Raw genomic sequence first — 25,518 nt, 5'->3', positions numbered from 1 at the left:
GGGAAACGCCTCTCCAAAAACCGCTCCTTACGGCACATCCATGTGGCGCTTCTGCTCCGCCATCCATGGCTCCGCAAATTTTTGGAAAGCCGTTCCCCAGACTGGCCGACCCTAACTGCTCAGGGTCCGCTAGAATGATCCTCCCCTTTCAACTACCCTGTCGTTTATACCGGGTTATCGCAGTCGATGAACTGGTGCATTACTCCGAATTCCCTTGCTAATGCTTCGCCCAGAGCCTGAACACCATACCGTTCGGTCGCATGGTGGCCGGCCGCGTAGTAGTGGATCCCGCACTCTCTGGCCGTATGAGTCGTCGGCTCGGAGATCTCGCCGCTGATGTAGGCGTCGACACCCGCATCCAAGGCCACGTTGATGAACCCCTGAGCTGCCCCGGTGCACCAGGCGACAGTCTTGATCATTTCCGGGCCATTGCCTACGTGAAGCGGCTGCCGGTGCAGGGCTCTTGCGAGGTGCAGGCCGAACTTTTCGGATGACATGGCTTCGGGCAATTCACCTTGCCACACTAATCCACCCATTGGACGTGGATTCTGGATGCCAAGTATATCGGCCAGCTGGCGGTTGTTGCCGTACTCGGGGTGGTCATCCAATGGCAAGTGGTAGGCGACGAGGTTTATGTCGTTGTCCAGGAGCTGTTTGATGCGGTTCTTTTTCATGCCACGGATGGTCTGGTCTTCACCTTTCCAGAAATAGCCGTGGTGGACCAGGATCATGTCTGCGTTTTGTTTTACGGCTTCGTCGATCAGTGCCTGTGATGCGGTTACACCTGAAACGATAACGCCTACAGTCTCGCTGCCCTCAACTTGCAGGCCGTTCGGAGCATAGTCCTGAAAATTTTCTGGCGTTAACCATGCGTTAATTCTGTCGAGGATGTCGTTTCTGTTAGCCATACAAACCTCATAACTTGGGTTCAGTTGGATTGGGGTATAGCTGGCGTGCATGATGCCAGAGAGTAAGGGGTCGCAGGGACTTTCCGGAAATTTCGTAGGCCATGGATGGCCGGAGAGAAGCGCACAGGGACGTGCTTGTAGCGGTTTCCGGAAAGTCCCTGCGGCCCCTTACGCTTACACCAAAGCCCGAACGCCAGCGTACGCCCTAGTCACTCTGGAGGGAATCAAGACCTTTGATCAAAGCGTTGTTCTGATCGCTGGTGCCAATGGTGATTCGCAGGAAATCACTAATTCGTGGCTTGTTGAAGTGGCGAACGATGATGCCCTGTTCTCTCAACTTTGCTGCGATCTCTGCACCTTCGTGGCCGGGATGACGAGCGAACACAAAGTTCGCTTTTGATGGCAGCACTTCAAAGCCCCTCTGCTCAAGCTCTTCCGTCACTCTCTTCCGCTCTCGGATCACACCGCTACAAGAATCTTCAAACCACTGTTTGTCTTCAAAAGCGGCAACGGCGCCAGCCAGCGCCAGGCGGTCCAGCGGATAGGAATTAAAGCTGTCTTTCACGCGATTCAGAGCCTCGATCAGCTCTTCATTACCCACCGCAAAGCCGACGCGCAGCCCTGCCAGCGAACGGGCCTTGGAGAGGGTCTGACAAACCAGCAGGTTCGGATACTGGTTAACCAGGCGAATCGCCGTATCACCGCCGAAGTCCACGTAAGCTTCGTCTACCACCACCACACTGTCCGGGTTGGCCTGCAGGATCTCTTCCACATGTTGCAGGCCCAGGTAGCGACCAGTCGGCGCGTTCGGGTTCGGGAAGATGATGCCACCGTTGGGGCGTTTGTAGTCTTCCGGGTTGATCTCGAAGCTGTCGGTCAGCGGAATCACCGTGCTTTCGATCTGGTACAGGCCGCAGTACACCGGGTAGAAGCTGTAGGTGATGTCTGGAAACAGGATCGGTTTATCGTGTTTCAGCAAGCCCTGAAAAATGTGCGCAAGAACTTCGTCCGAGCCGTTGCCGACAAACACTTGCTTTGCGTTGATCGCAAAATCAACGTGGTAGTCGGCGATCGCTTCTTTCAGCGCCTGGCCTTCCGGATCCGGATACAGGCGCAGGTTGTCGTTCAGCTCTTTTTGAATCGCTTCGATCACCTTCGGCGACGGACCAAACGGATTTTCATTGGTGTTCAGCTTCACCAAATTAGCCATTTTTGGCTGTTCGCCAGGTACATACGGCTGCAATTCGCTGACCAGCGGGCTCCAGTATTTACTCATATCTCTTGAACTCCAAAATGGTGCAGGAGCCGGGTTGGTTGTATTTATTTGGGAGTTTTCGCAGGGCAGGTAGGGCTTTCCAAAAACCGCTCCTTACGGCACATCCATGTGGCGCTTCTGCTCCGCCATCCATGGCTCCGCAAATTTTTGGAAAGCCCTACCTGCCCTGCTATTCGAACCTTCCAGTAAAACCAACCCGGCTCTCAAGCTATTCAGATGGACCAGCAGCACCCAAGGACACCGCAGGAATCAGTCAGTCTTTGATACGGTACTCAGCTGAACGGGCATGGGCCGTAAGGCCTTCACCGCGCGCCAACACAGAAGCCACACGGCCCATGCGGTCAGCGCCTTCCGGAGTAAAACCGATCAGGGACGATCGTTTTTGAAAATCGTATACACCCAGCGGGGAACTGAACCTGGCAGTACCACTGGTAGGCAGTACGTGGTTCGGACCAGCACAGTAGTCGCCCAAAGCCTCGGCAGTGTAGCGGCCCATAAAAATAGCCCCGGCATGGCGGATATCATCCAGCATCGCCTGCGGGTCTTCTACCGACAGCTCCAGGTGTTCAGGAGCAATGCGGTTGGACACCTCAGCCGCTTCTTTCAGGTCAGCCACCTTGATCAGTGCACCACGGCCCAGCATGGAAGTGCGAATGATGTCTTCACGCTCCATGGTCGGCAGCAGCTTGTTGATGCTCGCTTCCACAGCATCCAGGAAATCCGCATCCGAGCTCACCAGGATACTCTGGGCCTGCTCATCGTGCTCGGCCTGGGAGAACAAGTCCATGGCAATCCAGTCCGGGTCGGTCTTGCCATCGCAGATCACCAGAATCTCGGAAGGCCCGGCAATCATGTCGATACCGACCACACCAAACACCTCCCGCTTGGCCGTCGCCACGAAAATGTTCCCCGGGCCCACAATCTTGTCCACCGAAGGCACAGTTTCCGTACCGTACGCCAGCGCCGCAACCGCCTGGGCGCCACCGATGGTGAACACACGGTCCACACCCGCAATCGCCGCCGCCGCCAGCACCATGTCGTTCACCACACCATCCGGCGTAGGAACCACCATAATCACCTCGGCAACCCCGGCAACCTTCGCAGGAATCGCATTCATCAGCACAGAAGACGGATAGGCAGCCTTACCACCCGGAACATACAAACCCGCCCGATCCAGTGGCGTCACCTTCTGCCCCAGAATCGTTCCGTCTTCATCCTGATACTGCCAGGACTTCTGATTCTGCCGCTCATGATAACCCCGAACCCGCTCAGCGGCCTTCTCAAGGGCCACCCGCTGATCCTGCGGAATCCGCTCCAAAGCTTCCTGAAGTCGCTCCTGGCCCATCTCCAGTTCCGCCATGGAGCCAACCTTCAACCGGTCAAACTTCTCGGTAAACTCCAGAACCGCCGCATCGCCGCGGGTTTTCACGTCACGCAAGATATGCCGAACCGACTCATTCACCTGATGATCAACACTGTCATCCCACGCCAAAAGCTTGGCCAGCGCACTGTCAAAGTCGCCCTGGGTGGTATTCAGTCTGGTGATCTTGTCGTTCATCTCGTTAATCCTACGTTGGATTGATAACTCAAGTCAGCCGGATTACCCGCCGGCAATTGCGGGAGCCTTTCACTTGGAAGCTCACGCCATCAGGCAGGCTCTTCCAAAAACCGCTCCTGCGGCACATCCCTGTGGCGCTTCTGCTCCGCCATCCATGGCTCCGCAAATTTTTGGAAGAGCCTACCTGACGGCGTCCGATGTACAGAGTTCAAAAAAGCCCTTGGGAAGGCCTTTCCAAAAATTTTGAGGGCCAAGGATGGCCCGAAATAAGCGCACATGGATGTGCTTGTAGCGGTTTTTGGAAAGGCCTTCCCAAGGGCTGACAGCACCCAAGTTGAAAAGGACGCCCTACTCCGCTTCAGAACGCCGGCGATCCACAGCCACCGCCATCTTCTCGATGATGGGATTAATCTGCCCATGCTTCATCTTCATGGAAGCCCGATTCACCACCAACCGCGAACTGATATGGTCAATCAGCTCCCGCGGCTCAAGACCATTAGCTTTCAGAGTGTTACCGGTATCCACGATATCCACAATCTCATCCGCCAGGTCCAGAATCGGCGCCAGCTCCATCGCCCCGTAAAGCTTGATGATATCCGCCTGCCGCCCCTGAGCCGCGTAATAGCGCCGCGCCAGGTTCACAAACTTGGTGGCCACGCGGATGCGCCCCGCCGGAGGCTGCTCGCCCTTCTTGCCAGCGGTCATCAACCGGCAGCGGGAAATGTTCAGATCCAGCGGCTCGTAAAGCCCCTCGCCGCCGTGCTCCATCAGCACGTCTTTGCCCGTCACGCCCAGATCGGCGCCGCCGTACTGAACGTAAGTGGGCACATCCGTGGCACGGATAATCAGTACCCGCACGTTCGGATCCGTGGTCGGAAACACCAGCTTGCGGGACTTTTTCACGTCGTCCACCAGCTCAATACCGGCTTCCGCCAGCAGCGGCAGGGTTTCTTCGAGGATTCGTCCCTTCGACAAGGCGATGGTGATGGAATCTGTCATGGATCTATCCGGTTTCCCGTTGGTTAATTATGCCGGCAAACGGCGAATACTTGCGCCCAGCAGCTGCAGTTTTTCTTCAATACATTCATAGCCGCGGTCTATGTGATAAATGCGGTCTACGATGGTATCGCCATCGGCAACCAGCCCTGCAATCACCAGACTCGCAGAAGCCCGAAGGTCGGTGGCCATCACCGGTGCGCCGGTCAGGTGCTCGACGCCTTTGATGATGGCCGCATTACCTTCCAGGGTAATGTCGGCACCCATGCGGATCAGTTCCTGCAGGTGCATAAAGCGGTTTTCGAACACGGTTTCCACGATGGTACCGGTGCCTTCCGCCACGGCATTCATGGCCGCAAACTGGGCCTGCATGTCGGTGGGGAACGCCGGGTACGGTGCCGTGCGCAGGCTGACCGCTTTCGGGCGTTTGCCCTTCATGTCCAGCTCGATCCAGTCCGGGCCGGTGGTGATTTCCGCGCCGGCTTCTTCGAGCTTCAGCAGTACCGCTTCCAGCAGGTCTTCCCGGGTATCTTTCAGCTTTACCCGGCCACCGGTCGCCGCTGCCGCCACCAGGTAGGTGCCGGTTTCAATACGGTCAGGCAGTACGTTGTAGTGGCAGCCGTGCAGGCGTTCTACCCCGTTGATCTCGATGGTCGCGGTGCCATGGCCCTTGATGTCTGCACCCATGGCGATCAGGCATTCGGCCAGGTCGACCACTTCCGGTTCCCGGGCGGCGTTTTCCAGAATGGTCTTGCCTTCTGCCAGGGTGGCCGCCATCAACAGGTTCTCGGTACCGGTTACGGTGACGGTATCCATGAAGATGTGGGCACCTTTAAGGCGACCGTTGGTTTTCGCCTTGATGTAGCCGTTCTCCACCTTGATGTCTGCGCCCATCAGCTCCAGGCCGTGGATGTGCAGGTTCACCGGGCGGGTACCGATGGCACAGCCACCGGGCAGGGACACTTCCGCTTCGCCGAAGTGCGCCACCAGCGGGCCCAGCACCAGGATGGAGGCGCGCATGGTTTTCACCAGCTCGTAGGGCGCGTGGAAGTGCTTGATGGTGTTGGCGTGAATTTCCACACTCATCTTTTCGTCGATCATCAGCTCCACGCCCATGCGGCCCAGCAGCTCGATCATGGTGGTGATGTCGTTCAGGTGCGGCAGGTTGCCGATGGTTACCGGCTCATCGGCCAGCAGCGTGGCCGCCAGAATGGGCAGGGCCGCGTTCTTGGCGCCTGAAATACGAATCTCGCCATCCAGGGGCTTGCGGCCCCCGATCAGAAGTTTGTCCACAATACTTGTCCTGTGCTGTTCAGGCCTGGGCCTGCCGCTCGGCCCACTCGCTCGGGGTGTAGGCTTTCGGGTGAAGGGCGTGAATGGTGCCGTCCATAATGTGCTGGAACAGTACCTTGTTGATCATCTGCTGCCGTTTGATGGTGGGCAGGCCTTCAAATACGTCACCCACAGCAACCACAAGGTAGTGGCTGCCATCGACCTGTACCTGAACCTCGCAACCGGGCAGGGCTTCTTTAACAAGTTCGGTAACCTGGGCGGCGTCCATAGGGATTCCTCGACTGGTTTGAAATCAGGGGCGGAATTGTAACCAATTCCCGGGCGCCGGTCAGCTGTGTGTGGCAAATCCGGGAATCTGGTCTTCCAGATTGCTGAGGGCAGCCAGCGACAACAAGCGGTCGCTGGCACCCTGAAAGGTGAGGGATTGTTGTTTTTCCAGGGCCAGCCGGTGCCAGCACAACAGCATGGACAACACCACACTGTGGGCGGTGGCCAGGCCGGAAAGGTCAACGGTTAACGGGCCGCTGGCTGCCCCGATCAATTGTTCACCCTGCTTGCGCAGGGCGATCACTGTATCGGCGTTCACCTCACCGGTTACGGCGAGTGTATTACCTGAGAGCTCGACAGCCGGAGCGGTCATGAACGGTCCAGCTCTTCATCGAGCTTGAGGGCTTCGACGGCATCGCTCCAACCATCGATCACGGCCTGAACCTGGCCACGGTTCTGCTCCATTTCCTGGGCAAAGCGATCCCGGAACGCCAGGCCGATGTTCACACCCTCCACAATCACGTTCTCCATCATCCAGCGGCCTTCGCCATTGCGGTACATGGAGTAGGTGACCGGATAGCGGTTGCCGGACGCGCTGATCACTTCCATCTGCACAGATGCACGGTCGTCGTTCTGAGCCAGGATTTCCGCGTCCAGCACGTTGATTTCGAAGTTCTCGGCACTCACCAGCGCCTGGGCGTAGCTATCGAACAGGCTGCGCTTGAACTTGGCCACAAACTCGTCCCGCTGTTCGGGAGAGGTCTGGCGAGCGTAGCGCCCCATTACCCGGGCTGCAATGCGGCGAAAATCCACAAACTGGTCCAGGGTTTCATCCATGCTGGCATAGAAGGCTTCGGGGTCCTGCTCGTAGAGGCCCTTTTCTTCATTGAGCTTCTGCACCAGCTTCTGGGTGTTTTCGTCTACATACTGTTTCAGGTCATCTTCCGGACCGGCCCAAGCCTGGCCCGCCACCAGGGCAACCATGGCAAACATCCAGATGAATCGTTGTTTCAGGGCAAGCATTGTGTTCTCCCGCATTCGTTTCTGTGCTCTGCCCCGCATCAGCGTCCGGAGGCAAAGTTACTGATCAGCCGCTCGAGATTCATGGCAGACTGAGTGGAATAAAAGGTGTCGCCCGGGCTCAGGGACTCGAGGTCGCCACCAACCGATATATCAATGTACTGATCTCCCAGCAGACCGGATGTACGTATTACTGCTGCACTGTCCGCCGGGATATTGTCGATGCCGGCATCGATAGCCAGCACTACCCGGGCCTGGAAGGTTTCGGTATCCAGCTCGATGGATTCGATGGCACCGATGGTGACACCCGCCATCGACACCTTGCCCCGGGGCGCCAGGCCTCCGGTGTCATTGAAGTTGGCATAGAGGGTGTAACGATCACCAGCCGATTTCGGAGACAGTCCGCTCACCTGCAACGCCAGGAACAGCAGGGCGGCCAACCCGGCGATCATGAACAGGCCTACGATTACTTCTGTGGTTCTTTGTGCCATTGCAGGCTCCCTGAAAATTTGATCAGAAATCGCCGAACATGACGGCCGTCAGGACGAAGTCCAGCCCGAGCACCGCCAGCGATGAATAAACAACGGTTTTGGTGGTGGCAGAACTGATGCCGGCGGAGGTGGGCACGCAATCGTAGCCCTGATACACCGCAATCCAGGCACAGACAAAACCGAACACCACGCTCTTGATAACGCCATTCAGCACGTCATCCACAAAATCCACTGACGACTGCATATTGCCCCAGAACGCGCCTTCAAACACGCCCAGCCAGTCCACGCCCACCAGCATGCCGCCCCAGATACCCACTACAGAGAAGATGATAGCCAGTACCGGCATGGCGATGAATCCGGCCCAGAGCCTGGGCGCAATCACCCGGCGCAAGGGGTCCACACCCATCATCTCCATACTGGAGAGCTGCTCGGTGGCTTTCATCAGGCCGATCTCTGCCGTCAATGCGGAACCGGCCCGACCGGCAAACAGCAGAGCCGTTACCACCGGCCCCAGCTCTCGCACCAGCGTAAGGGCGATCATCTGGCCAATCGCAGCTTCGGAGCCGTAATCGCTGAGAATGGTGTAACCCTGCAAGCCCAGCACCATGCCGATAAACAGCCCGGACACCACCACAATGGCCAGCGAAAGTACGCCGACAAAATACAGCTGGCGCAGCAGCAACGGAAACCCGGTCGCCGGCCGGGGAATGCCTGCCAGAACGCCCACCAGAAAGCGCCCGGACCGGCCGAAGGAAGAAATCACATCCAGCCCGCCACGGCCCAGGGCGGCAATACGATCCATCATAGTGCGCCTCCGGTTACGCCAAAGTCCGCAGCGGCATCGCTGGCCGGATAATGGAACGGCACCGGACCATCGGGCTGGCCATTCAGAAATTGCTGGACTCGATCAGACGGATGCTGGCGCAGTTCCTCCGGAGTACCCTCTCCGATCACCTTGCCGTCCGCCAGGATACAGGCGTAGTGGCAAATGCTGAGAGATTCCGGCACATCGTGGGAGACCAGCACGCTGGTCAGCCCCATGGAACTGTTCAGATCCCGGATCAGCTTCACCAGCACGCCCATGGCAATGGGGTCCTGCCCGGCAAACGGCTCGTCGTACATGATCAGTTCCGGGTCCAGGGCAATGCTGCGGGCCAGTGCGACCCGGCGGGTCATACCGCCGGACAGCTCGGAAGGCATCAGTTTACGGGCACCACGCAGGCCCACGGCCTCGAGCTTCATCAGCACGATGTCGCGAATCATGTCTTCCGGCAATTTGGTATGCACCCTCAGCGGGAAGGCAACGTTTTCATAAACGCTCAGGTCGGTGAACAGGGCGCCACTCTGGAACAGCATGCCCATTTTTTCCCGCAGCCGGTAAAGGTCTTTTCGCTTGAGGGCCGGCACATTGTGGCCGTCCACGGAAACCTGCCCGGAATCCGGCCTTAGCTGGCCGCCGATCAGGCGCAAAAGCGTGGTCTTACCGGTGCCGCTGGGGCCCATAATGGCGGTGATCTTGCCCTTGGGTATATCCAGCGTTACGCCGTCGAAAATGCGGCGGCCAGCCCGGGAAAACACCACATCTTTAAGCGTTATGTAAGCAGATGACTCCATAATCCATCCTTCTCGGGGAGCGCCTACATTAAGACAAGAGGTTCATAAATGATATACTTGCCAGCCAATCGCTCCCGGCCCGGATGGTAGCCGGGGCAGCCAGACCGAGCAAGCGGACAGAGGGAAAACCAGCCGAGATGACAGACTCCAATTCTTCAGGTGGCCAGGACTACCGCACCTCTGCCCTGCGGGCCATCCGCATCGAACGGGAAGCTATCGAAGCCCTTGAAGGCCGCATTAATGGCGACTTCACCCGGGCTTGCGAGGTCATCATGGCCTGCAAGGGCCGCGTGGTGGTGACCGGCATGGGCAAATCCGGCCACATCGGCAACAAGATTGCCGCCACCCTGGCCAGCACCGGCACGCCTTCATTCTTTGTCCACCCCGGCGAAGCCAGCCACGGCGACATGGGCATGATTACCCCGCAGGATGTGGTCATTGCCATCTCCAACAGTGGCAGCACCAGCGAAGTGGTTACCATCCTGCCCCTGATCAAGCGCATGGGCGCTCCGCTAATCAGCATGACCGGCAACCCCAACTCGGTCCTGGCCAAGGAAGCCATCGCCAACCTGGATGTCAGCGTCGCTATTGAGGCCTGCCCCCTGGGGCTGGCGCCCACATCCAGCACCACCGCCACCCTGGTGATGGGCGATGCACTGGCCGTTGCCCTGCTGGAAGCCCGTGGCTTCAGCGCGGAAGACTTCGCGTTCTCCCACCCCGGCGGCAGCCTGGGCCGGCGCTTGCTGCTGCGGGTCTCCGACATCATGCATTCCGGCGACGCGATTCCGAAAGTCTTCGAGGATGTCAGCCTCAGCACCGCTCTGCTGGAAATCACCCGCAAGGGTCTGGGCATGACCACGGTAGTGAATACAAAGGGCGAACTGACCGGCATCTTCACCGACGGTGACCTGCGCCGTACCCTGGATAAATCCGTGGATGTGCACACCACGACCATCCGGGATGTCATGACCCGCCACGGCAAAACCATCCGCGCCGACCACCTGGCAGCCGAAGCCCTGAACATGATGGAAGAACTGAAGATCAACGCCCTGCCGGTAACCGATGAAAACGGCCAGCTGACCGGCGCCATCAACATGCACGACTTGCTGCGCGCGGGGGTTATCTGAATGACCGGAATGGTTCACCCCCTGCAAAACCAGTGGGACGACGCACTGAAAGCCAAAGCCGCCGGCATCCGCCTGGTGGCCTTTGACGTAGACGGCATTATGAGTGATGGCCGCCTGTACTTCAGCGCCGGCGGCGACGAGTTGAAAACGTTCAACATACTGGATGGCCTGGGCCTGAAACAGCTGATGCACGCCGGCATTACCGTGGCGGTGATTACCGGCAGGCGCTCACCGCTCACCGAAAAGCGCATGAACGACCTGGGCATCAGCCACCTGATGCAGGGCCGGGAAGACAAGCGGGTGGCCCTGCAGGAACTGGTGGCTGACATGGGCATTACCGCCGGGCAAATCGGCTACATGGGCGATGACCTGCCGGACCTCCCTGCCCTGCAGTACGCCGGCCTTGGCATCAGCGTGCCAAACGGCCACTGGCTGGTACGCCAGCATGCCGACTACTGCACACAGGCAGCGGGCGGTCAGGGCGCGGTGCGCGAAGCCTGCGAACTGATTCTCTGGGCCCAGGGCCAGCTGGAAAACACCCTGGCCCCCTACCTGGCCGAATCACAGGACGACCGGGCATGATCCAGCGGTTCTTCTCATCACAGGCCGGCAAACCCTGGCTGCGCACCCTAGCCCTGGCGGCTACGGTTGCCGCCACGGTTTACCTGATGTGGCAAAGCGGCGAGCCACCGGTACCCGATCCCGAAGCGGCACAGCTTCGGGGCCCCGCCGAGCCGGACGGCTTCGTAGTGGGCGCCGACTACCGGGCCTGGAATGAACAGGGCACCCTGGAAATCCACATGACCAGCCCCCGCATCGAGCAGTTCGATCACGACAGCAGCGCCAGGATGACAGACCCGCGCGCCCGCCTGTTCGGCGAGGGTGAGGCCGAACCGTGGATAATTGAAGCCGATGCAGGTAGCCTGCTGCAGTCTCAGGGGCTGATGCACCTGGAAGGTAACGTGACCGTACTGCGCACCAGCGGCGACTCCCAGGCCACGCTAGCCACCGAAGCACTGACCCTGGACAACAACGAAGGCACCGTTTTCACCGACCTGCCGGTAACCATTACCGAGCCGTTCGGTACCACCCAGGCCACCGGAATGAAGGCCTGGATTGATCAACGCATACTGGAACTCAACTCCCGGGTGGAAGGGCAATATGAAACCGTCAGGTAAGCTCCGTTTTTATCCGCCGGCGCTGCTGGCTGCCGCGCTGATGCTGGCCGCCCCGGCGATGGCCTTTGATATGGACTCGAACACCCCCATCCAGGTGAGTGCCGACTCCGCCCGGCTGGATGACAGCGCCGGCGTGGCCACCTACACCGGCGACGTGGAACTGGTGCAGGGCCGCACCCGGCTGGAAGCCCAGCGCGTTGTGCTGTACCGGGACGACCAGGGCCTGAGCCGCATTGAAGCCAGTGGATCACCCGCCCATTACCGCCAGCCCTCCCGGGAAGGCGAAGGCATGACCAATGCCAGCGCCCTGAACATTACCTGGGCCGCGAAAGACAACCAGCTGACCTTCGAGCGCCAGGCCGTCATCGAACAGGCAGGCAACACCTTCAAGGGTGACGTCATTCATTACAATACGGTCAGCCGGGTGGTCACCGCCGAGGGCGGCAATACAGAAACCGGCGGTTCCGGCCGGGTCGAAATGGTCATCCAGCCGCGTAACACCGGCCAGTCCAGTAACGGGGAAGGTTCTGATGGCAGTACTCAGGGCAAGTAATCTGGCCAAAAGCTACAAGCAGAAAAAAGTGGTCCTGGATGTTTCCCTGGAGATCCGCTCCGGAGAAATCGTCGGCCTGCTGGGCCCTAATGGCGCAGGCAAAACCACCTGCTTTTACATGATCGTAGGCCTGGTGCCGGCAGACCGGGGCCGCATCACCATCGACAGCCAGGACATCACTCCGCTGCCCATGCACGGCCGCGCCCGCAAGGGCATCGGTTACCTGCCCCAGGAAGCCTCGGTATTCCGCAAACTCACCGTGCGGGACAACATCATGGCCATCCTGGAAACCCGCAAGGGCCTGAACCGGGCAGACCGGGAAGCCAAGCTGGAAGAGCTGCTGGAAGAATTCCACATCACCCATATCCGGGACAGCCTCGGCATGGCCCTGTCCGGTGGCGAACGTCGCCGGGTGGAAATTGCCCGGGCCCTGGCCATGGAGCCTGCCTTCATCCTGCTGGACGAGCCCTTCGCCGGGGTAGACCCCATTTCCGTCAGCGACATCAAACACATTATCCGGCACCTGCGGGATAAGGGCATTGGCGTACTGATTACCGACCATAACGTGCGGGAAACCCTGGACATCTGTGAGAACGCCTACATTGTGTCCGGCGGCCACATCATTGCCTCTGGCAACTCCGAGGCCATCCTCGCCAACCAGCAGGTAAAAGAGGTGTATCTGGGGGACGAATTCCGCCTTTAAGCGGAGCGCCCCGCCCTTTCACCGAGGTCTGATTGTGTTGCAGAACGGTAACAAGTAAACTCGGCAAAGATCTTGCAAGGAAATTCGATTTTTTACCGGGATACCAGTCTGTTATGGATCTAAAGCCATGGTTATGAAAGCCTCGTTACAGCTAAAACTGGGCCAGAGCCTGACCATGACGCCCCAGTTGCAGCAAGCCATCCGCCTGTTGCAGCTTTCTACCCTCGATCTCCAGCAGGAAATCCAGCAGGCGCTGGACTCCAACCCCATGCTGGAAACCGCCGAGGACGACGATCACGGCCCGGACGACACCACCGAACCGCAAAGTTCTGACGACCAGGATAACGAAACCGCCAGCGCCCAGGATGACAACGCCCCGGAAAGCAGTAACGACTGGGACGAATCCGAAAACGGGCCGGACTGGAACTCGGAAAACGACATTACCGACACCATTCCTGACGACTTGCCGGTCGATACCGCCTGGGAAGATATCTACCAGACCGCCCCGGCCAGCGCTGCGAAAGACGACGACGAGAACGACTCGGACTTCGAAACCCGCAACTCCCCTGCGGAAACCCTGCGGGATCACCTGGAATGGCAGCTGAACCTCACCCCCCTGAGCGAACGGGACCAGGCCATCGCCCACGCCCTGATGGACGCCGTGGACGACCGGGGCTACCTCACCTCACCACTGGACGAAATCCACGCCGGCCTGCGTGAAGACAGCGATGAAGACCCGCTGGACCTGGATGAGGTAGAAGCCGTGCTGCACCGCCTGCAGCATTTCGACCCGCCCGGCGTGTTTGCCCGGGACCTCCAGGAATGCCTGCTGATCCAGCTGAACCAGTTGCCACCGGACACCCCCTGGCTGCGCCAGGCGCGCCAGGTTGTCACCCAGTTCCTGCACCTGCTGGGTAACCGTGACTACGCGCAGCTGCTGCGCCGCAGCCGGTTGAAGGAAGACCAGTTGCGGGAAGTCCTGGCCCTGATTACCAGCCTGAACCCGAAACCGGGGGATGTGATTGATCACGGTGATACCGACTACGTAATCCCCGATGTGATCGTGCGCAAGCATGAAGGCCGGTGGCGGGTGGAACTGAACCCGGAAATTGCCCCGCGCATCCGGGTGAACGCCAGCTACGCCTCGCTGATTCGCCGGGCCGACAGCAGCGCCGACAACACCTACCTGCGCGACCAGTTGCAGGAAGCCAAGTGGTTCATCAAGAGCCTGCAGAGCCGCAACGAAACCCTGCTGAAAGTGGCCACCCGCATTGTCGAGCACCAGCAGGGCTTCCTGGACCAGGGTGAGGAGGCCATGAAGCCCCTGATCCTGTCGGACATCGCCCAGGCCGTGGAGATGCACGAGTCCACCATCTCCCGGGTAACCACCCAGAAATACATGCACACACCCCGGGGCATCTTCGAGCTGAAGTATTTCTTCTCCAGCCACGTGGGCACCGCCGAAGGCGGGGAGTGTTCCTCTACGGCAATTCGTGCCATGATCAGGAAACTGATTGCAGAGGAAACCCCGAAAAAGCCGTTGAGCGACAGCAAAATTGCGGCCATGCTAGGGGAACAGGGTATCAACGTGGCCCGGCGCACCGTGGCCAAGTATCGGGAGGCCATGCACATACCTCCTTCGAACGAACGCAAGCGACTGGTTTAAGCCTTTACCGGCAATCGTTTACCAATATTCACCGGGGCACGAAGCCCTGGTACTCAGTCCGGCGGAACGCCGGCATGATGACAACAGGAGACGCCAATGCAACTCAACATTTCAGGCCATCACGTAGAACTGACCCCTGCACTGAAGGATTACGTCAACACCAAGTTCGAGAAGCTTGAGCGCCACTTTGACCACATCAGTAACTGTCAGGTGACGCTGGAAGTTGAGAAAGTTCGCCAGATGGCTGAAGCTACCCTCCACGTAATTGGTGGCGAGATTCACGCAAAGGCTGAAAACGAGGATATGTACGCGGCAATCGATGCCCTGGTGGACAAGCTTGACCGCCAGATCCTCAAGCACAAGGAAAAGAACGTAGACCGGATGCACGGTAACGGCTAAGCGCCTTCAGGCGCAGGCTACCGGGTAATTCAATCGAACGAGCTGCGGCAGGGCTACCGGCCGCAGCCTTTTTTTTACGGGTTCACAGTTAATCCATGAGCGATACATCCCTGACCATCGACAACATCCTGGCCCCGGCACTGACGCTGTGCCAGGTACCGGCGTCCAGCAAGAAACGGGTGTTGGAGTTTATTGCCGAGCGGATTCACTATCAGGACGAGACTCTCAACGATAACGACATCTTCAACAACCTGGTGTCCCGGGAGCGTCTTGGCAGCACAGGTATCGGGCAGGGTATCGCCATACCCCACTGCCGCCTGGAAGGCCTGGATCGGGTAATCGGAGTGTTGATGACCCTGGCCGAGCCGGTGGACTTCGATGCCATCGACAACCAGCCGGTAGACCTGGTGTTCGCCCTGGTTGTGCCCAAAGAAGCCACCAGCGAGCACCTGGAGCTGTTGAGCCAGCTTGCCGAACGTTTCAACGACAGCGCATTCTGCGAGCGCCTGCGCAAATGCCAGGATGCCGACTCCCTGTATAAGGGCATGACCACCGACAGCCAGTAACCGACGGCTGTCAAAGTACGGGAGAAGCCTAACCATGAAGCTGATCATCGTCAGTGGCCGGTCCGGGTCGGGCAAGAGTACGGCACTGCACGTACTGGAAGACCTGGGGTTCTATTGCATAGACAACCTGCCCATCGGCCTGCTGTTTCCCCTGACCCGGGAAGCCGTGGCCCACGAAGCCCCCGGCCGCCTGAAGAAAATGGCGGTCAGTATCGATGCCCGCAACCTGTCTGGTGAACTGGCCAATTTCGAGGACATCTACCAGCGGCTGGGTGATACCGGGATCGAGATCGAAATCATCTTCCTCGATGCCGACGAGCAATCCCTGCTGCAGCGGTTCCACGCCACCCGGCGCAAGCACCCCCTGAGCGACGACAAGACCTCCCTGCGCGAAGCCATCAGCAACGAGAAACAGCTGCTGGAACCGCTGTCGAAGCTGGCCGACCTGTATATCAACACCACTGGCCTATCCATGTACGAGTTGCGCGACATGGTGAAACAGCGGGTGGCCGGCCGCAAGGAACAGGAAATCGCCCTGCTGTTCCAGTCATTCGGCTTCAAGCACGGCGTGCCGGTAGATTCCGATTATGTATTTGATGTGCGCTGCCTGCCCAATCCGTACTGGGACACCAGCCTGCGCAAGCACACCGGCACCGACCAGCCGGTAATCGATTTCCTGGAGCGGGAACCGCTGACCGGGCAAATGGTGGACGACCTCACAGGTTTCCTGAACACCTGGCTACCGTCCTTTGCCGACAGCAACCGCAGCTACATGACCATTTCCATCGGCTGCACCGGTGGCCAGCACCGGTCGGTGTATGTGTGCGAGCAATTGGGCGCTTACTTCCGCAAGCAGTACCGCAACGTGCAGGTGCGCCATACCGAGCTGCCCCACCTGCAAGCCCGGGGGGAGATCTGAGCCGCCATGATCTGCCGCCCCATCACCATCATCAACAAGCTCGGGCTGCACGCCCGGGCGACCAACAAGCTGGTGACCACCGCCTCCCGGTTTGACAGCAAGATCACCCTGAAGGCCAAGGGCCGGGAAGTGGATGCCCGCAACATCATGCAGGTGATGATGCTGGCCGCCAGCCAGGGTACCGAAGTGGAGCTGGCCGCCGATGGCCCGGACGAACAGGAAGCCATCGACGCCCTGGTTGCACTGATCGACGACTATTTCGGCGAGGGTGAATAAAACTTCGCAATTCACCTACAAGTCTTCCTCACCTGTGTAACCTAACTCCGCTATAATACAAAGGTTTTCTGATCGCAGGTGGTTTCATGACCGACATTCTGGAAAAAAGTCAGGCCCGACAGCGGCTTCGTTCCCTCAGTGAGGCCCTCGACAGTGGTGCCCTCAAACAGGTAGCGCGCATCCTGAATGGCGGCCTGAGCCCCAGTGATATTGCCCACCTGCTGGAATCTTCCCCGCCACGGCAGCGGGTTTTGCTGTGGAAGCTGGTCGACAAGCAACTGGAAGGTGAAGTCCTCCAGTACATGTCGGACGACATCCGGGCCGACTTCCTGAGCGAGTTCAACGCCCAGGAACTGGCCAACCTGTTGGAAGACTTCGAATCGGACGATCTGGCCGACTTGCTGCAGCAGCTGCCGGATACGGTGATCCAGGAAGTCCTGGACACCATGGACGAGCAGGACCGGCAGCGGGTAGAGGAAGTACTCTCGTACCCGGAAGACACCGCCGGTGGTCTGATGAACACCGATACGGTAACGGTGCGGCCGGATATCAGCATTGACGTGGTTCTGCGCTATCTGCGCCGGCACCGCACCCTGCCGCCGATGACCGACAGCCTGATTGTAGTGAGCCGTCGTGACGAGTTTATCGGCGTGTTGCCCATTACCCGGATGCTGGTATCCAATCCCGCCGCTACCGTGCGGGAAGTGATGGACACGGACATTGAACCAATTCCCGTGTCGCTGTCCGATACCAAAGTCGCCACCCTGTTCGAGCGCTATGACCTGATTTCCGCGCCGGTGGTGGACGAGAACAACCGCCTGCTGGGCCGGATCACTATCGATGACGTGGTGGATGTTATCCGGGAAGACGCCGACCACTCCCTGATGAGTATGGCCGGCCTGGACGAAGACGAAGACACCTTTGCCCCGGTACTGAAAACCACTCGCCGCAGGGCCGTCTGGCTGGGGGTCAACGTATTTACCGCCTTCACCTCGGCCTCGGTGATTGGTATGTTTGAGGAAACCATCCAGCAGGTGGTTGCCCTTGCAGTGCTGATGCCTATTGTTGCCAGCATGGGCGGCATTGCCGGCAGCCAGACCCTGACCCTGATGATCCGGGGCATGGCGGTAGGGCAGGTCAGTAACGCCAGCGTGCGCTGGCTGCTTAACCGGGAATTCCTGGCCACGGCACTAAACGGCGTTCTGTTCGCCCTGGTGGTTTCAGCCGCCACCATGGTCTGGTTCGGAGATAAAACCATTGGCCTGGTGATTGCACTGGCACTGGTCATCAACCTGACCGTTGCCTCGGTTGTTGGCACCCTGCTGCCACTGACACTGAAAAGACTCAAAATTGACCCGGCACTTGCCGGCGGCGTGATCCTGCTCACGACCACAGATGTTGTGGGATTCCTCTCTTTCCTGGGGCTCGCCACCTATTTCTACGCTTGAGGAAGCCACCATGAGCCAGCACGACGACATGCCCCACGACCAGGATTCCGAGGATTACCTTGGCCCCAGCAAATCCCAGCTCAAACGGGAGATGCACGCCCTGCAGGAACTGGGCAAACGCATGCTGGACCTGAGCGATGAACAACTGGCCTCGCTGACCATCAGCGAAACCCTGAAAGCCGCCATTGTGGAATCACGCCGAATTAACCAGCGCGAAGCCCGGCGCCGGCACCTGCAATACATCGGCAAGGTGATCCGCCAGGAAGATGACCCTGAAGCGGTGAGCCGGGCCATTGATGCCTTCCACGCCGGCAGCGAGGAACACACGCGCCGGCACCACCTGGCCGAGCGCTGGCGCGACCGGATGATTGCCGAGGGCGACAAGGTAGTGGGCGAGTTTATTGACTACTGTCCGACCGCCGAGGTGCAGCATCTGCGCAACCTGGTGCGCAACGCCCGCAAGGATGTGGAGAAAGAGAAGAATACCGGCCAGTCCCGAAAACTGTTCCGCGCCCTGCGGGAGTGGATCGACGACGCCGAGCAGCAGTAATCACGGTGGGGCGCAACGCCCCACCGCTTTACAAGCGCCGGTGCTGCCACACCGGCATGCGGGTTCTCAGCTGTTCCAGCCGCTCCAGGTCCAGGTCGGCCAGCACCACTCCGGGGCCCTGCTCTATTTCGCAGACCACTTCGCCCCAGGGATCACAAATCAAGCTATGGCCGTAAGTTTTGCGGCGTTCGCTGTTCTGGCCACCCTGCCCCGCTGCCACCACCCATACCTGGTTCTCGATGGCCCGGGCGCGAATCAGCGCATGCCAGTGGGCATCACCAGTCTGCCAGGTGAAGGCGCTGGGCAGGCACACCCAGTCTGCCCCTTGCTCTCGTAGCGCCCGGAACAGCTCGGGGAAGCGCAGATCGTAGCAGATCGCCAACCCAAGCCTGCCCGCCGGCGTATCCACGGTAACCACCTGCTGCCCGGGCTCGAAGCTGTCTGACTCCCGGTACTGGCCGTGGGCATCGTCCACCATGGCATCGAACAGGTGGATTTTGTCATAGCGGGCAACTTCGTGGCCCTGATCGTCATACACCAGGCAGGTCGCCCGCACCCGGTCCGGAATATCACTGCCGTCAGGCCGGTTTGCCAGTGGCAGGGAGCCGCCGACAATCCAGAGTTTGTTTTGCCGGGCCTGGTCAGCCAAGAAACGGCGGATAACCGGTTCCGGCCCTGCCTCCTGCTCGCCGCAGCCACGCATCTTCGCCGTGGCCAGTACGGCAAAGTTCTCGGGAAGCACGGCCACCTTCGCGCCCTGCCCCGCGGCTTCGGCCAGCAAGCGCCCGGCTTCGTCCAGGTTGGCTGCAACATCGTGGCTGCTGACCATCTGTATGGCGGCTACCTGTGTCATCCTTCCCTCCTTACTGTTCGGCAGTATCAAACACACTGCGCAGATCAACTTCGGGTTCGCTCCAGCTACCGGTGACACTGTAGGTGGCGCTGGTCAGTTTGCTCAAGGGATCACCCAGGATCTTGTCCAGCACAAACAAGGCGCCACCAATCGGTGCACTGGCCCCCATCAGTATGGCAGCCAGGGGCAGGTTCTGGGTAACCGGTAACACCACCACCAGTCGCATATCCAGGCTTTCATCGGCCATGTTGGTGGAGCCGTTGATCTTGAAGGCACCGGATGGGCCCACCAGTTGCAGCTCCGGGTCCATGGTAACCAGCCCGTCACTGATGCGGGCCTTGCCGGAAATGGCATCAAAGGCCACGCCCCGCTCGTACAGGTCGGAAAAGTCCAGGCGCAGGCGGCGCCACAAAGTGTCGGTGTTCAGCAGGTTGAAGACCCGGAACAATTGGGCCGAGTTGTTCTGTTCCAGGATCACGCCATCGTCCAGACGCACGCTGACTTCCCCGCTGAGCGCACTCAGGCCGATATCATTGGGGCCGCCAGGCCAGTCAATATCCAGCTCCACCGCCGTGGCCTGGTTGGTCAGGGGGATGGAGCTGCCGGTCAGGGCTTCCAGGTCTTTCAGGGCACCGCCGGTCAGCTGGCCCTGAAAGCGGGTGGTTTCCCGGTCATCCACGACCCGCCAGACCATGTCACCTGACAGCTCCAGGGCACCCAGGCGGCCTTCAATCGCCTCCACATTCAGCTGGTGCGGGGCCGGGCGCAACCGGAAGCTCCAGCTGCCCGCCGACTCATCCCCAAGCTTGAGGTTACTGATGCGGCCGTCCACATCCGGCCAGCTGCCAATATCCAGCTGGCGGAAGGCTTCCAGCTGTTGCTCCAGGGTCAGCAGCTCAGGCGCTTGGTCCTGTTCGGTTGAAGCGTCCTCCCGACTTAGGTGCAGGGTGTGCAGGTCGACCTCAACCACGCCGTCGCCCTGCGGAATAACAACCCGGCCGGCGGCCCGTTCCGATTCGGTATTGACCACCCAGCGGTCGCCCAGGTCCAGCGCGCTGATGGTGATATCGGTGAGCCGGTGGCTACCCAGGCTCAGGTAATCAAACTGCAGGTCCACGGCAGACTCCTTCCAGAGCAGGTCGAACGCCATCCGGTCCTGCCAGTCTCCGGTAATGCGCACACCTTCCGGAGCGAAAGGATCAACCCGGGCTTCCAGCTGCGCGGTTTGGTCGGCGGTTTTGCCCAGCGGTTCCGGCCAGTCTACGTTCAGGCCGGCAAGGTCGGAGGTCATCACAATGCTCGAGGGCCCGCTGGCATCAATCCGCATCCCCGCGCTGTAATCCAGGGTACCCGCCAGGCCAAAGCTGCTGTCCTCACCCGGCTCCCACTGCTGCAAGAACGCCGGCAGGGCCAGGCGGCCGTCCTGGCGGATCGACAGTGCATCACCCGCCGCATTCTGTGTGAACGAGACGCTGACCGGCTGATCCATAAAACGGGCATGGACCGGGCCACCGGAAAAACCCCGTTCGGTGTGGTAGGTCAGGTCCGTGCGGATTCCGGTCCAGCTGAGGTCGGGCCCTGGCAGGCGGAAACCGCCGTTTTCGGTTTGAACCCGGGCCTGCACGGCGGTATCAGCGCCATCGCTCAGGGGAATATCGATGTTCAGGCCGAGCTGGAACTGGCCGGCAAACCCGGCGCCACTGACCGCCTGCCCTGCCAGTTCGCCCAATGGGCTGTTGGCCATCCACCAGGCGACTGCCTCGCCCGGCACGCCGGATGCCACATCCACCAGCACCCGGGTAGGCTGCTCGTCACTGCCCGGCACCACCCGGACCACGCCTTCGCTGACCTCAAGGCCCCCGGTCCGGGCCCTGTTCAGGGTAACCAGGGTGTCGGCATTCTGGACTTCAACCCGGCCGGCGGCGGCCTCTACCTCCGGCCAGCGGTCGTCGTAGCGAACCCGGGCATTCTCGAACTCGTACCACATGGATGACACAAAGGAGCCGTTGGGCGCGCCGGAATCAATCCGGCCGTGACCATAGTACTGGCCGCCGGTGATGTCGGCTTCGGTAATCCGGGTGGTGAGCCACTGATACAGCCCCTCGTCGACCACTTTCGATGGTACAAATTCCGCCAGCATTCCGGCCTCGGCGTTCTCCACGCCTACGCGCAGGCCCAGGTAGTCGTCCCCGGCGCGGTCCAGCCGCAGCTCGAAGGCACCGGTCAGGCGGGTATTGTCCTGATAGGAAAACACCAGGTCATCTGCCCGAACCCGGCTGACACCACCAGACACTTGCCAGGACACCCGGCCGGTCATGGCGTTAAAAGTCCAGCTGCCGGTATACAATTCCGGGAAACCCAGGGTGACAGGCTGGTGGGTATCCAGCTCAACAAAGCCCTGATCGGCTGTAAGCTGCAGACGGCCGTTTAGCCCGGTGGCACCAGGTGCGCCGCCCCAAGGTTCAACCCCTAAGCCCCTTACCTGCCCGGACAACATGAAATCCCGGGTCTGCTCCGGCAAATCCAGCAGCATGTCGTCCAGATAGCCGGTGGGGCGGTAGTGGTCCAGTGCATCTTCGGCCACCTCGGGCAAGACAGACAGAGCCCGCACCAGCCGCCGGATCGGGCCCAGCGGCACCGCATCAGCCACCAGCGCAGAGGAATCGGGCTGGTTCAGCAGGCGCACGCTGAAGGGTTCAACCTGGTCGCCATCCCATTGCCACTGCAATTGCTGCAGCATCAGGTCGCCGCCCCGGCGCCAGCCAAAGCGGGTGCTGATGTCTTCCAGCGGAGCCAGTGAAGCCATGCCGACACCCAGCTGAAGGTACGGGGTCTCCAGGGTGCCCTGTATCTGCTGCAAGGTGCCGTTTTCAAAGGTCAGCCAGGCCCGGCCGCCCAGATCGAAGCCTTCCACCCGGATGCCGCGCCAGCTCAGATCGTCGATCAGGCCATCAAACAGACGGCCCGAATCCACGTCCACATACAGCTGGCCAGTAAAGTCGCCACGGAAAAAGCGCTGGCCTACCAGCGCAAAGCTGGCCAGCTGGGTGGCCGTGCCGCTTTGCATGGCACGGCCGGAGGCCTGGAACAGCCCACGGGTATACAGCAAATCAAGCCGGGGAATATAGAGATGGCGCAGGTGGTCCTCGTTCTGGCCGATGGCCAGGCTGACCCGGGTAATCCGTACCTCCGGCTCTGATAACCACTGGCCCGCCAGCTTCAGCCACTCCCGGGCCGCCCCTTCATTGAGCGGTTCCAGTTCAGCCATCTGCTCGACCGGGTCCGAGAGCTGGTCTCCGGGTGCCCGAATCAGGGTAAGCACGAGGCCATCGGCCTCGAAATCCTCGAACACCAGCCGAAGCCGTGATACCGACGCCAGAAAATCCAGCCGCAGGCGCAGGTGTTCCAGCTCGGCAATGGTACGGCCGGAATCGGGGTTGGAGAGGGTCAGGCCGGAGGCGGTCAGGGACGGGTCGAGCCAGTTCCAGCTGGAGGACAGCCGGGTAATATCCACGCCCAGCCCGGTCTGGGCAGATATTTCAGCCGCAATACGGTCGGAAAAGCGGTCGACCTGGGCGGTCAGCTGCCGGCCGATGCCGGCATACAGGGCGAGCAATACCAGAACCACCAGGATCGACCACCAGACCGCGCCTGCAATCAGCTCCAATAGTCGGCCAACCGGGCCGCTTTTGGGCAGCTCGGGCTGATCGGTGTTCTGATCGCGGCTCGACATATGGCAGAGAACTCCCCGGCTGGTTCCGCCGGTCAGGCGTCAGAGCAGAACCACATCGTACTGCTCCTGGCTGTAGAAAGGCTCTACCTGGAAGCGAATGGTCTTACTGATAAAGGTTTCAAGGTCGGCAACGTTGTCGGATTCTTCGTCCAGCAGCCGGTCTACCACTTTCTGGGACGCCATCACGAGGTAGTTTTCCGCCTCGTAGGCCCGGTTTACCCGCAGGATCTCCCGGAAAATTTCATAGCACACCGTTTCGGCCGTTTTCAGGAAACCCCGACCATCGCAAATCGGGCACGGCTCGCACAACACCTGGCCCAGGCTTTCGGTGGTGCGCTTGCGGGTCATCTCCACCAGGCCCAGCTCCGACACCCCGGTAATCTTGGTCTTGGCATGGTCCCGCTCGAGCATTTTTTCCAGCATGCGGTGCACCTGGCGCTGGTGCTCCGGGTCTTCCATGTCGATAAAATCAATAATGATGATGCCGCCGAGGTTGCGCAGGCGTAGTTGCCGGCTGATGGCCCGGGCCGCTTCCAGGTTGGTCTTGAAGATGGTTTCTTCAAGGTTCCGGTGGCCGACAAAAGCCCCGGTGTTGATGTCGATGGTGGTCATTGCCTCGGTCTGGTCGATGATCACATAGCCACCGGACTTCAGCTGCACCTTGCGGCTGAGCGCCTTCTGGATTTCATCTTCCACGGAATACAGGTCGAAGATCGGTCGCTCACCGGGGTAGTACTCTACCTTGTCGGCAAACTCGGTAACAAACTCCCGCACAAACTCCATTACCCGCTGGTAGCTCTCGCGGCTGTCGATGCGCACCTTTTCGGTTTGCGGCCGGATCAGGTCCCGGATGGTGCGGATAAACAGCGGCAGGTCCTGGTAAACAACGGCCGGAGCCTGCACCTTGCCGATCCGTTCCTTGATGGACACACTCAGCCGGTGCAGGTAGGTCATGTCGGCGATCAACTCTTCCGCCTGGGCAGCTTCTGCCGCTGTGCGGATGATGTAACCGCCCTGCACGTCGCTGTCTTCGGCCGCGGCTTCTTCGATCAGGGTTTTCAGGCGGGCGCGCTCGGTTTCGTCTTCGATGCGCTGGGAAATACCGACGTGGCTGACCCCGGGCATAAAGACCAGGTAGCGGGACGGGATCGATAACTGGGTGGTCAGGCGAGCGCCCTTGGTGCCAATCGGGTCCTTGGTGACCTGCACCACCAGAGACTGGCCTTCGCGCAACAGGGTGCGGATGTCGGGCACGGTTTTCGGGCCGTCTCCACCCTCGTCGCTGGGCTGTTGGGTGCAGGCCACATCGGAGGCATGGATAAACGCCGCCCGTTCCAGGCCGATATCCACGAATGCTGCTTCCATGCCCGGTAGAACCCGAACCACCTTGCCTTTATAGATGTTGCCAACGATGCCTTTGCGGCTGGTCCGCTCGATATAGGCTTCCTGCAACATGCCGTTTTCAACCAGTGCCACCCGGGTTTCCACCGGGGTTACGTTGATCAGAATTTCTTCGCTCATGCCTGGTTCTCCTTACTGCGCGGCCAGTTCTGCCAGACCGGACAACCGGCCTGAGCGAGTAATTCGGCGGTTTCCTGTAGTGGCAATCCCACTACGGCACTGTAACTGCCTTTCAGTTCCCTGACAAAAATACCGCCACGGCCCTGAATGCCGTAGCCGCCGGCCTTATCCATCGGCTCACCACTGGCCACGTAGGCCCGAATTTCCGGCTCGTCCAGGGTACGGAACGTTACTTCGCTGATGCTCACCCGGGACTGGCAATCGCTTCCCCTGGCGAGCGCCACGGCGGTCATGACCTGGTGGGTTTGCCCGGACAAACGGGACAGCATGCTGCAAGCATGGTCATCCGACTCCGGCTTGGCCAGGATCTCGCCGGCCAATACCACGGTGGTGTCTGAGCCCAGCACCAGGTTTTCCGGATGGCCAGCAGCAACCGCCAGGGCCTTTTCCCGGGCCAGCCGTTCTACGTAGTGTTCAGGGGATTCGCCGGCCAGCGGGGTTTCGTCGATATCCGCCGGGCAGGCCCGGTGGTTTACGCCAATCTGGCTCAGCAGCTCGGCACGTCGGGGAGAGGCAGATGCCAGGATCAGGCCGGTCATAGGG

At 60.1% G+C, this 25,518-nt stretch carries 27 protein-coding genes; 12 read left to right on the top strand and 15 right to left on the bottom strand.

Annotated elements, in window-relative coordinates:
- Positions 1–164: 164 nt before the first annotated feature.
- The 11 genes from B9Q17_RS02350 to B9Q17_RS02300 form a co-directional block, all read right to left on the bottom strand.
- Positions 165–908: a Nif3-like dinuclear metal center hexameric protein gene (locus tag B9Q17_RS02350; protein ID WP_094623975.1), complete on the bottom strand. Its 744-nt coding sequence runs from the start codon at positions 906–908 to the stop codon at positions 165–167.
- A gap of 205 nt (positions 909–1,113) precedes the next feature.
- On the bottom strand, positions 1,114–2,184 hold the full coding sequence (gene hisC, locus B9Q17_RS02345; protein ID WP_094623934.1) for a histidinol-phosphate transaminase: 1,071 nt from the start codon (positions 2,182–2,184) through the stop codon (positions 1,114–1,116).
- Positions 2,185–2,437: 253 nt separating this feature from the next.
- Positions 2,438–3,742: a histidinol dehydrogenase gene (gene hisD / locus B9Q17_RS02340; protein ID WP_094623933.1), complete on the bottom strand. Its 1,305-nt coding sequence runs from the start codon at positions 3,740–3,742 to the stop codon at positions 2,438–2,440.
- 348 nt (positions 3,743–4,090) lie between these two features.
- Positions 4,091–4,741: an ATP phosphoribosyltransferase gene (gene hisG, locus B9Q17_RS02335; RefSeq protein WP_094623932.1), complete on the bottom strand. Its 651-nt coding sequence runs from the start codon at positions 4,739–4,741 to the stop codon at positions 4,091–4,093.
- A gap of 27 nt (positions 4,742–4,768) precedes the next feature.
- On the bottom strand, positions 4,769–6,031 hold the full coding sequence (gene murA / locus B9Q17_RS02330) for a UDP-N-acetylglucosamine 1-carboxyvinyltransferase (protein WP_058341293.1): 1,263 nt from the start codon (positions 6,029–6,031) through the stop codon (positions 4,769–4,771).
- Positions 6,032–6,050: 19 nt separating this feature from the next.
- Positions 6,051–6,299 (bottom strand): BolA family protein, encoded by a 249-nt coding sequence (locus tag B9Q17_RS02325; RefSeq protein WP_022989665.1) that lies wholly within the window; start codon positions 6,297–6,299, stop codon positions 6,051–6,053.
- Positions 6,300–6,359: 60 nt separating this feature from the next.
- A complete protein-coding gene (locus B9Q17_RS02320; RefSeq protein ID WP_094623931.1) occupies positions 6,360–6,671 on the bottom strand; it encodes an STAS domain-containing protein in 312 nt (103 codons plus the stop codon).
- Positions 6,668–7,321 carry an MlaC/ttg2D family ABC transporter substrate-binding protein gene (locus B9Q17_RS02315; RefSeq protein WP_094623974.1) on the bottom strand — a complete coding sequence of 218 codons (654 nt, stop codon included), beginning with the start codon at positions 7,319–7,321 and terminating at the stop codon, positions 6,668–6,670. The genes B9Q17_RS02320 and B9Q17_RS02315 overlap by 4 nt, the downstream gene beginning before the upstream one ends.
- Before the next feature lie 38 nt (positions 7,322–7,359).
- Positions 7,360–7,809, bottom strand: coding sequence for an outer membrane lipid asymmetry maintenance protein MlaD (mlaD, locus tag B9Q17_RS02310; RefSeq protein WP_022989668.1), 450 nt, complete (start codon positions 7,807–7,809; stop codon positions 7,360–7,362).
- A gap of 22 nt (positions 7,810–7,831) precedes the next feature.
- Entirely contained in the window at positions 7,832–8,614 is a 783-nt protein-coding gene (gene mlaE, locus B9Q17_RS02305; protein WP_094623930.1) for a lipid asymmetry maintenance ABC transporter permease subunit MlaE, read from the bottom strand.
- Positions 8,611–9,423, bottom strand: coding sequence for an ATP-binding cassette domain-containing protein (locus B9Q17_RS02300; protein WP_094623929.1), 813 nt, complete (start codon positions 9,421–9,423; stop codon positions 8,611–8,613). Before B9Q17_RS02300 ends, mlaE begins: the two co-directional genes overlap by 4 nt.
- Before the next feature lie 137 nt (positions 9,424–9,560).
- On the opposite strand from B9Q17_RS02300, the gene B9Q17_RS02295 reads away from it, so the two are divergent.
- From B9Q17_RS02295 to yjgA, 12 genes are all read left to right on the top strand, one after another.
- Entirely contained in the window at positions 9,561–10,550 is a 990-nt protein-coding gene (locus tag B9Q17_RS02295) for a KpsF/GutQ family sugar-phosphate isomerase (RefSeq protein WP_094623928.1), read from the top strand.
- Positions 10,551–11,132 (top strand): KdsC family phosphatase, encoded by a 582-nt coding sequence (locus B9Q17_RS02290; protein WP_094623927.1) that lies wholly within the window; start codon positions 10,551–10,553, stop codon positions 11,130–11,132.
- Positions 11,129–11,728: an LPS export ABC transporter periplasmic protein LptC gene (lptC, locus tag B9Q17_RS02285; protein WP_094623926.1), complete on the top strand. Its 600-nt coding sequence runs from the start codon at positions 11,129–11,131 to the stop codon at positions 11,726–11,728. The genes B9Q17_RS02290 and lptC overlap by 4 nt, the downstream gene beginning before the upstream one ends.
- Positions 11,712–12,281, top strand: a complete 570-nt coding sequence (lptA, locus tag B9Q17_RS02280) for a lipopolysaccharide transport periplasmic protein LptA (RefSeq protein WP_094623925.1) — start codon at positions 11,712–11,714, stop codon at positions 12,279–12,281. Before lptC ends, lptA begins: the two co-directional genes overlap by 17 nt.
- On the top strand, positions 12,259–12,984 hold the full coding sequence (lptB, locus tag B9Q17_RS02275) for an LPS export ABC transporter ATP-binding protein (protein WP_022989675.1): 726 nt from the start codon (positions 12,259–12,261) through the stop codon (positions 12,982–12,984). Before lptA ends, lptB begins: the two co-directional genes overlap by 23 nt.
- A gap of 133 nt (positions 12,985–13,117) precedes the next feature.
- Positions 13,118–14,650, top strand: a complete 1,533-nt coding sequence (locus B9Q17_RS02270; RefSeq protein WP_094623973.1) for an RNA polymerase factor sigma-54 — start codon at positions 13,118–13,120, stop codon at positions 14,648–14,650.
- A gap of 96 nt (positions 14,651–14,746) precedes the next feature.
- On the top strand, positions 14,747–15,049 hold the full coding sequence (gene hpf / locus B9Q17_RS02265; RefSeq protein WP_094623924.1) for a ribosome hibernation promoting factor: 303 nt from the start codon (positions 14,747–14,749) through the stop codon (positions 15,047–15,049).
- A gap of 95 nt (positions 15,050–15,144) precedes the next feature.
- On the top strand, positions 15,145–15,615 hold the full coding sequence (gene ptsN, locus B9Q17_RS02260; RefSeq protein WP_058341304.1) for a PTS IIA-like nitrogen regulatory protein PtsN: 471 nt from the start codon (positions 15,145–15,147) through the stop codon (positions 15,613–15,615).
- A gap of 34 nt (positions 15,616–15,649) precedes the next feature.
- Positions 15,650–16,534, top strand: coding sequence for an RNase adapter RapZ (gene rapZ, locus B9Q17_RS02255; RefSeq protein WP_094623923.1), 885 nt, complete (start codon positions 15,650–15,652; stop codon positions 16,532–16,534).
- Positions 16,535–16,540: 6 nt separating this feature from the next.
- Positions 16,541–16,810, top strand: coding sequence for an HPr family phosphocarrier protein (locus tag B9Q17_RS02250; RefSeq protein ID WP_022989680.1), 270 nt, complete (start codon positions 16,541–16,543; stop codon positions 16,808–16,810).
- Positions 16,811–16,896: 86 nt separating this feature from the next.
- Entirely contained in the window at positions 16,897–18,258 is a 1,362-nt protein-coding gene (gene mgtE, locus B9Q17_RS02245) for a magnesium transporter (protein WP_094623922.1), read from the top strand.
- Between the two features lie 10 nt (positions 18,259–18,268).
- The gene (yjgA, locus tag B9Q17_RS02240; RefSeq protein ID WP_244177286.1) at positions 18,269–18,808 is read left to right on the top strand and encodes a ribosome biogenesis factor YjgA; all 540 of its coding nucleotides are present in this window, start codon (positions 18,269–18,271) and stop codon (positions 18,806–18,808) included.
- Between the two features lie 28 nt (positions 18,809–18,836).
- Here the strand turns inward: yjgA and B9Q17_RS02235 are convergent, their stop codons facing one another.
- Genes B9Q17_RS02235 through B9Q17_RS02220 form a run of 4 tightly spaced genes read right to left on the bottom strand, consistent with a single transcriptional unit; the run spans position 18,837 to position 25,514 of the window.
- The gene (locus B9Q17_RS02235) at positions 18,837–19,661 is read right to left on the bottom strand and encodes a carbon-nitrogen hydrolase family protein (RefSeq protein WP_094623921.1); all 825 of its coding nucleotides are present in this window, start codon (positions 19,659–19,661) and stop codon (positions 18,837–18,839) included.
- Positions 19,662–19,671: 10 nt separating this feature from the next.
- The gene (locus tag B9Q17_RS02230; RefSeq protein ID WP_094623920.1) at positions 19,672–23,394 is read right to left on the bottom strand and encodes a YhdP family phospholipid transporter; all 3,723 of its coding nucleotides are present in this window, start codon (positions 23,392–23,394) and stop codon (positions 19,672–19,674) included.
- A 39-nt stretch (positions 23,395–23,433) separates the two neighbouring features.
- Entirely contained in the window at positions 23,434–24,915 is a 1,482-nt protein-coding gene (rng, locus tag B9Q17_RS02225) for a ribonuclease G (protein ID WP_022989685.1), read from the bottom strand.
- Positions 24,912–25,514 (bottom strand): Maf family protein, encoded by a 603-nt coding sequence (locus B9Q17_RS02220; protein ID WP_094623919.1) that lies wholly within the window; start codon positions 25,512–25,514, stop codon positions 24,912–24,914. Before B9Q17_RS02220 ends, rng begins: the two co-directional genes overlap by 4 nt.
- Between the last annotated feature and the right edge of the window lie 4 nt (positions 25,515–25,518).

It is taken from the genome of Marinobacter vinifirmus (assembly GCF_002258215.1).
Lineage (GTDB): Bacteria > Pseudomonadota > Gammaproteobacteria > Pseudomonadales > Oleiphilaceae > Marinobacter > Marinobacter vinifirmus.
The sequence above is the reverse complement of the archived record's forward strand: the minus strand, read 5'-3'. Positions and strand labels throughout refer to the sequence as shown.

What these genes read in the sequence shown, in the direction of transcription:
- B9Q17_RS02300 (WP_094623929.1), bottom strand. Translation starts at nt 9,423, where the DNA reads ATGGAGTCATCTGCTTACATAACGCTTAAAGATGTGGTGTTTTCCCGG.
- mgtE (WP_094623922.1), top strand. Translation starts at nt 16,897, where the DNA reads ATGACCGACATTCTGGAAAAAAGTCAGGCCCGACAGCGGCTTCGTTCC.
- hisC (WP_094623934.1), bottom strand. Translation starts at nt 2,184, where the DNA reads ATGAGTAAATACTGGAGCCCGCTGGTCAGCGAATTGCAGCCGTATGTA.
- rapZ (WP_094623923.1), top strand. Translation starts at nt 15,650, where the DNA reads ATGAAGCTGATCATCGTCAGTGGCCGGTCCGGGTCGGGCAAGAGTACG.
- B9Q17_RS02290 (WP_094623927.1), top strand. Translation starts at nt 10,551, where the DNA reads ATGACCGGAATGGTTCACCCCCTGCAAAACCAGTGGGACGACGCACTG.
- lptC (WP_094623926.1), top strand. Translation starts at nt 11,129, where the DNA reads ATGATCCAGCGGTTCTTCTCATCACAGGCCGGCAAACCCTGGCTGCGC.
- mlaD (WP_022989668.1), bottom strand. Translation starts at nt 7,809, where the DNA reads ATGGCACAAAGAACCACAGAAGTAATCGTAGGCCTGTTCATGATCGCC.
- lptB (WP_022989675.1), top strand. Translation starts at nt 12,259, where the DNA reads ATGGCAGTACTCAGGGCAAGTAATCTGGCCAAAAGCTACAAGCAGAAA.
- B9Q17_RS02315 (WP_094623974.1), bottom strand. Translation starts at nt 7,321, where the DNA reads ATGCTTGCCCTGAAACAACGATTCATCTGGATGTTTGCCATGGTTGCC.
- mlaE (WP_094623930.1), bottom strand. Translation starts at nt 8,614, where the DNA reads ATGATGGATCGTATTGCCGCCCTGGGCCGTGGCGGGCTGGATGTGATT.
- B9Q17_RS02350 (WP_094623975.1), bottom strand. Translation starts at nt 908, where the DNA reads ATGGCTAACAGAAACGACATCCTCGACAGAATTAACGCATGGTTAACG.
- hisG (WP_094623932.1), bottom strand. Translation starts at nt 4,741, where the DNA reads ATGACAGATTCCATCACCATCGCCTTGTCGAAGGGACGAATCCTCGAA.
- yjgA (WP_244177286.1), top strand. Translation starts at nt 18,269, where the DNA reads ATGAGCCAGCACGACGACATGCCCCACGACCAGGATTCCGAGGATTAC.
- B9Q17_RS02270 (WP_094623973.1), top strand. Translation starts at nt 13,118, where the DNA reads ATGAAAGCCTCGTTACAGCTAAAACTGGGCCAGAGCCTGACCATGACG.
- B9Q17_RS02325 (WP_022989665.1), bottom strand. Translation starts at nt 6,299, where the DNA reads ATGGACGCCGCCCAGGTTACCGAACTTGTTAAAGAAGCCCTGCCCGGT.
- hpf (WP_094623924.1), top strand. Translation starts at nt 14,747, where the DNA reads ATGCAACTCAACATTTCAGGCCATCACGTAGAACTGACCCCTGCACTG.
- ptsN (WP_058341304.1), top strand. Translation starts at nt 15,145, where the DNA reads ATGAGCGATACATCCCTGACCATCGACAACATCCTGGCCCCGGCACTG.
- B9Q17_RS02320 (WP_094623931.1), bottom strand. Translation starts at nt 6,671, where the DNA reads ATGACCGCTCCGGCTGTCGAGCTCTCAGGTAATACACTCGCCGTAACC.
- rng (WP_022989685.1), bottom strand. Translation starts at nt 24,915, where the DNA reads ATGAGCGAAGAAATTCTGATCAACGTAACCCCGGTGGAAACCCGGGTG.
- B9Q17_RS02230 (WP_094623920.1), bottom strand. Translation starts at nt 23,394, where the DNA reads ATGTCGAGCCGCGATCAGAACACCGATCAGCCCGAGCTGCCCAAAAGC.
- B9Q17_RS02295 (WP_094623928.1), top strand. Translation starts at nt 9,561, where the DNA reads ATGACAGACTCCAATTCTTCAGGTGGCCAGGACTACCGCACCTCTGCC.
- B9Q17_RS02250 (WP_022989680.1), top strand. Translation starts at nt 16,541, where the DNA reads ATGATCTGCCGCCCCATCACCATCATCAACAAGCTCGGGCTGCACGCC.
- B9Q17_RS02220 (WP_094623919.1), bottom strand. Translation starts at nt 25,514, where the DNA reads ATGACCGGCCTGATCCTGGCATCTGCCTCTCCCCGACGTGCCGAGCTG.
- B9Q17_RS02235 (WP_094623921.1), bottom strand. Translation starts at nt 19,661, where the DNA reads ATGACACAGGTAGCCGCCATACAGATGGTCAGCAGCCACGATGTTGCA.
- lptA (WP_094623925.1), top strand. Translation starts at nt 11,712, where the DNA reads ATGAAACCGTCAGGTAAGCTCCGTTTTTATCCGCCGGCGCTGCTGGCT.
- hisD (WP_094623933.1), bottom strand. Translation starts at nt 3,742, where the DNA reads ATGAACGACAAGATCACCAGACTGAATACCACCCAGGGCGACTTTGAC.